Source organism: Achromobacter sp. DMS1 (genome assembly GCF_001270295.1).
In genome coordinates, this window is record NZ_LHSJ01000299.1 from 1 (window position 1) to 4793 (window position 4793).

2 protein-coding genes and 6 pseudogenes are annotated in these 4793 nt (G+C 70.4%); 5 read left to right on the forward strand and 3 right to left on the reverse strand.

What is annotated here, in order from left to right; genetic code table 11:
- A pseudogene (locus tag AD428_RS28625) lies at window positions 1-143 on the reverse strand (LysR family transcriptional regulator); the annotation flags it as partial.
- 95 nt (window positions 144-238) lie between these two features.
- Here AD428_RS28625 and AD428_RS28630 point away from each other — a divergent pair.
- The 5 genes and pseudogenes from AD428_RS28630 to AD428_RS25760 all read left to right on the forward strand — a co-directional run.
- A pseudogene (locus AD428_RS28630) lies at window positions 239-822 on the forward strand (amidohydrolase family protein); the annotation flags it as partial.
- 97 nt (window positions 823-919) lie between these two features.
- The gene (locus AD428_RS28635) at window positions 920-1108 is read left to right on the forward strand and encodes an amidohydrolase family protein (RefSeq protein WP_235491082.1); all 189 of its coding nucleotides are present in this window, start codon (window positions 920-922) and stop codon (window positions 1106-1108) included.
- A gap of 72 nt (window positions 1109-1180) precedes the next feature.
- Window positions 1181-2133, forward strand: a pseudogene (locus AD428_RS22910) (Bug family tripartite tricarboxylate transporter substrate binding protein).
- Window positions 2134-2136: 3 nt separating this feature from the next.
- Window positions 2137-2667: a carboxymuconolactone decarboxylase family protein gene (locus AD428_RS22915; protein ID WP_053245724.1), complete on the forward strand. Its 531-nt coding sequence runs from the start codon at window positions 2137-2139 to the stop codon at window positions 2665-2667.
- A gap of 13 nt (window positions 2668-2680) precedes the next feature.
- Window positions 2681-3250: pseudogene (locus AD428_RS25760) on the forward strand (hypothetical protein).
- Between the two features lie 78 nt (window positions 3251-3328).
- Here AD428_RS25760 and argF read toward each other — a convergent pair.
- Window positions 3329-4269 (reverse strand): annotated as a pseudogene (gene argF / locus AD428_RS22920) (ornithine carbamoyltransferase).
- Between the two features lie 55 nt (window positions 4270-4324).
- A pseudogene (locus tag AD428_RS22925) lies at window positions 4325-4793 on the reverse strand (aminotransferase class III-fold pyridoxal phosphate-dependent enzyme); the annotation flags it as partial.

The following is a 4793-nucleotide window of genomic DNA, read 5'->3' on the forward strand; positions in this document are numbered from 1 at the left end:
ACCTCGCCGAATACCGACAGCGCCCGGCCTTGCTTGCCGATTGGCTGCCCTGGGCTGGGCCACGTCCAGTCGATTTCGGCCGCGCGCGAAAAGCTGCGGCGCTCGGCCACGCGCACGAAGTACTCGATCTGTTTGAGATCCATGGAATTGATATAGAAAAATTGTATATCTGAAATCAAAGATATAGCATTGGTTGATGGGCCGCAATCGGCCACCATGCGCTTTTAGCCATACAGGAATGCGCCGTGCCCGATTGCCGTCCTCCCCTCGAAACCCCGTCCCGGCCCCGGCACGGACTGCCGCCGGCGCCTGCGATGCGCATTGCCACGTCTTCGGCCCGGCCGACCGCTTTCCCTACGCCGAGGGGCGCGCCTACACGCCGCCCGATGCGCCGTTCGAAAAGCTGGCCGCGCTGCGCGCCCGCCTGGGCGTGGAACGGGCCGTGATCGTGCAGGCCAATTGCCATGGCGCGGATCACGCGGCGCTGCTCGATGCCCTGGCGCGCGGCCAGGGCCGCTACCGGGGCGTGGCGCTGCTGGGCGCCGACGCCTACGGCGGGGTGCGCGCGCTGCACGAGGCGGGCGTGCGGGCCGCGCGTTTCAACTTCGTGCCGCACCTGGGCGCGCGCCCGAGGCGGCCGTGTTCGACCACGTCGTGAGCCTGATCGCGCCGCTGGGCTGGCATCTCTGCCTGCACGTGGACGGCGCCATGCTGCCGGGGCTGCTGCCGCGTCTGCGCGCGCTGCCGCTGCCCTTCGTGGTGGACCACATGGGGCGCGTGCGGGCGGCGGAAGGCGTGAGCGCGCCCGCGTTCCGCGCCCTGCTCGACCTGGCCGCGGTGCCGCAGGCATGGGTGAAGGTGTCGGGCATCGACCGCATCGACGTCGGGCCGGCGACCCTACGCCGAGGGCCTGCCCTTCGTGCGGGCCCTGGTGGAGGCGTTGCCCGGGCGCACGCTGTGGGGCACGGACTGGCCGCATCCCAATGTGTCGGGCGACATGCCGGACGACGGCGAGCTGGCGGACCTGTTCTTCCAGTCCTGTCCCGACGCCGGCCTGCGCCGGCGCGTGCTGGTCGACAACCCGGCGCGCCTCTACGGTTTTGCGTAGCGGCTTTCCGAAGGCGGGGCCGGGAACCCGCCCGATTCCACCAGACGAATCATCAAAGCAAAGGAGACATTCATGTTGAGGAAACTGTTTTGCGCCGGGCTGCTGGGCCTGGCGGCGCTGGGAACGGCCCGCGCGGACGGGCCGGTGAGGCTGATCGTGGCCTTTCCGCCCGGCGGCCCGGTAGACCTGGTGGGCCGTGTGCTGGCCGAGCAACTGGGCAAGGAGCTGGGGCAGCAGGTCATCGTCGAGAACAAGGCGGGGGCCAACGGCAATATCGCGGCGCCTACGTGGCCAAGGCGCCGGCGGACGGCTCGGTGCTGTTTCTGACCAGCGTGGGCGCGGTGTCCATCAGCCCGGCGCTGTACAAGAACCTGCCCTACGATCCGGCGCGCGATTTCGCGCCGGTGTCCCGGGTGGTGAACAACGCCACCGTATTCGTGGTGAACCCATCCAACCCGGCCTCCGACGCGGCGGATTTCGTCAAGCGCACGCAGGCCGCGCCGCAGGCGGTCGCCATCGGCTCCTCCGGCATCGGCAGCATCCCCCACCTGACGCTGGAGATGTTCGCCGACGCCAGCAAGGCCAAGGTGCTGCACGTGCCGTACAAGGGCGCCGCGCCCGTGATCAACGACGTCATGGGCAACCAGGTGGCGGGCTTCTTCGGCGACGTGCCCGGGCTCATCGGCCACATCCAGGGCGGCAAGCTGAAGGCGCTGGGCATAGCCGCCCCGGCGCGCCACCCCTTGCTGCCCGAGGTCCAGACCCTGGCCGAACAGGGCATCGCGGGCGTGGAGTCGAACAACTGGTACGGACTGGTCGCGCCGGCGGCCACGCCGCCCGCCGTCATCGACAGGCTCAACCGGGCCGTGCGCGCGGCGCTGGAAAACGCCACGGTCAAGGCGCGCCTGGAGAAGTTCGGCGCCCAGGCCGCGCCCACCTCGCCGCAGGAACTGGCGGCGCTCATCGCGGCCGACCGCCAGAAATGGACCGCGCTGATCCAGCGCAAGAACATCCGTCCGGAGTGAGCCATGAAGACCTGCCGGGTTTCTCCCGTCGAGCCGGGCACGCGCCCCGAGCTGGCCGGCCTCGAAAGCCGCATCGCCTCGGCCCGGGGGCGCATCTCGCCCCTGTATCAGGTGCTGCTCAACAGTGCGCCGGTGGCGCAGGGCTGGGAAGCCATGCTGACGGCCATCCGCCAGCAGACTTCGCTGCCGCCCCGGCTGCGCGAGCTGATCATCCTGCGCGTGGCCACGCTGAACGGCGCGCCCTATGAATTCGAGGCCCACGTACCGCATGCCCTGGCGGCCGGCATGCCGCGGGCCGTCGTCGAGCGGCTGCGCGCCGGCCCCGGGCCGGACGCGGTCGCGGGCCTGGAGCCGGGCGAAGCCGAGGTGCTGGCGTTCACCGACGCCATGACCCGCGATATCGAGGTGCCGGACGCTGTTTTCGCGCCGCTGCGCGAGCGCTGGAACGATGCGCAATTGGTGGAGCTGGCGGCGACGGCGGCCGCCTACAACATGGTGTCGCGCTTCCTGGTGGCGCTGCGCGTGGGACATTGAACGGAGGACGACGATGCGGCACGAAGCAGTATTGCTGATTTCCCTGGGCGAACGGTTCGACGCGGCGCGGGCCGCCGACCTGGCCGCCCGCCTGGGAGCGGGCCTTTCAGGCGTGACGTTCCGGGCCTATGCGGCGGTGGACGAGCCGCTTTGCTACCTCTATGCGCACGGCCCCGAGGCGGCGCTGCCGGAGGTGCGCGCGCGCGCCGCCGAGCAGCTGCTGGCCGGCGCGCGCGTGGCGCGTGCTGCACGCCACGATCGACCGGCCCGGCGCGTCGGCGGGGCAGGACGCGCCCTGGCACTACATCGTGGAAACCGACGTGTTGCCGCAGGCCGAAGCCGATTTCAATGCCTGGTACGACGAGGAGCATCTGCCCGGGCTGGCTGCCGTGCCCGGCACCGTGCGCGCGCGGCGCTACGAATGCCTGCACGAGCCGCCGCGCTATCTCGCGTGCTACGACCTGCGCACGCGCGAACCTTCGGCAGTCCGCCCTGGCTTGCGGTGCGCGCCACCGACTGGAGCAGCCGGGTGCGGCCTTCGTTCCGGAACACGCGGCGCACCATGTTCGCGCGGATCCTGTAGCCGCAAATGCGAGGGCCGCACCGCGCGCGGCCCTGCGGCGGGCGCCGAGGGGCCGCAGGCGTGCCGGCCGGCCGCGGCTTATTCGATCCGGCCCAGCAGCAGGAACTCCATCAGCGCCTTCTGCACGTGCAGGCGGTTTTCGGCCTCGTCCCAGACCACGCTCTGCGGGCCGTCGATGACTTCGCCGGTGACTTCCTCGCCGCGGTGGGCCGGCAGGCAGTGCATGAAGACGGCCTGAGGGTCGGCGGCCGCCATCATGTCGGCGTCCACGCACCAGTCGGCGAAGGCGGCGCGGCGTTCTTCGTTTTCGGCTTCGTAGCCCATGCTGGTCCAGACGTCGGTGGTGACCAGGTGCGCGCCCTTGCACGCTTCCATGGGGTCCTTGAACTGGCGCAGCACGGCGGCCGGCGGCTGCCGATGCGGGCGGGCTCGAGCTCGTAGCCGGCCGGCGTGGAAACGTGCAGCGTGAAACCCAGCATTTCAGCCGCCTGCAGCCAGGTGTAGGCCATGTTGTTGGCGTCGCCCACCCAGGCCACGGTCTTGCCCGCGATGGGGCCGCGGTGCTCGATGTAGGTGAAGATGTCGGCCAGGATCTGGCAGGGGTGGAATTCGTTGGTGAGGCCGTTGATGACGGGCACGCGCGAGTGCGAGGCGAAGCGTTCGATGCGGGTCTGCTCGAACGTGCGGATCATGACGATGTCGACCATGCGCGAGATGACGCGCGCCGTGTCTTCGATGGGCTCGGAGCGGCCGAGCTGCGAGTCGTTGGAGGTCAGGTTGATGACCGAGCCGCCCATCTGGTACATGCCCGCCTCGAACGAGACGCGGGTGCGCGTGCTGGCCTTTTCGAACACCATGGCCAGCGTGCGGTCGTGCAGCGGCATGTGGGGTTCGTAGCGCTTGAACTTTTCCTTGATGATGCGGGCGCGGTCCAGCACATAGGCGATCTCGGCGGAGGAGAAGTCCTTGAACTGGAGGAAATGCCGCAGGGGGCCGTTTTGAGTCGTGGGAGGTGTCATGGTTGTGTCGCAGGTCGTTGGGCCCGCCCAGGCTCGTGGCCCGGGCAGGCGTTGATTATGTTTTTTCGGCCAGGAACCGTTTGATGAGGGGCGCGAGCGTGCCGGCGATGAGGTCGGCCTGCGCCGCATCGAGGATGAGGGGCGGCAGCAGCCGGATGACGCGCTCGCGCGTGACGTTGATGAGCAGCCCCGCCTCGAGCGCGCGCAGGGCCGCGGCGGCCGCAGGGGCGGGCGAGCTCGATGCCCAGCATCAGGCCGCGGCCGCGCACGTCGAGCACCCCGTTAACGCCGGCGAGCTCGCGGGCCAGGGCGCTCTTCAGGCGCTCGCCCACGGTGCGGGGCGTTGTCGAGCAGGTTTTCGGATTCGAGCGCGTCCAGCACCGCCAGGCCGGCCGCGCAGACCAGCGGTCCGCCGCCGAAGGTGGTGCCGTGCGTGCCGGGCGTGAACACGCCCGCGGCCGGGCCGCCGCCAGCATGGCGCCGAATGGGCACGCCGCCCGCCAGGCCCTTGGCCAGCGTCATGA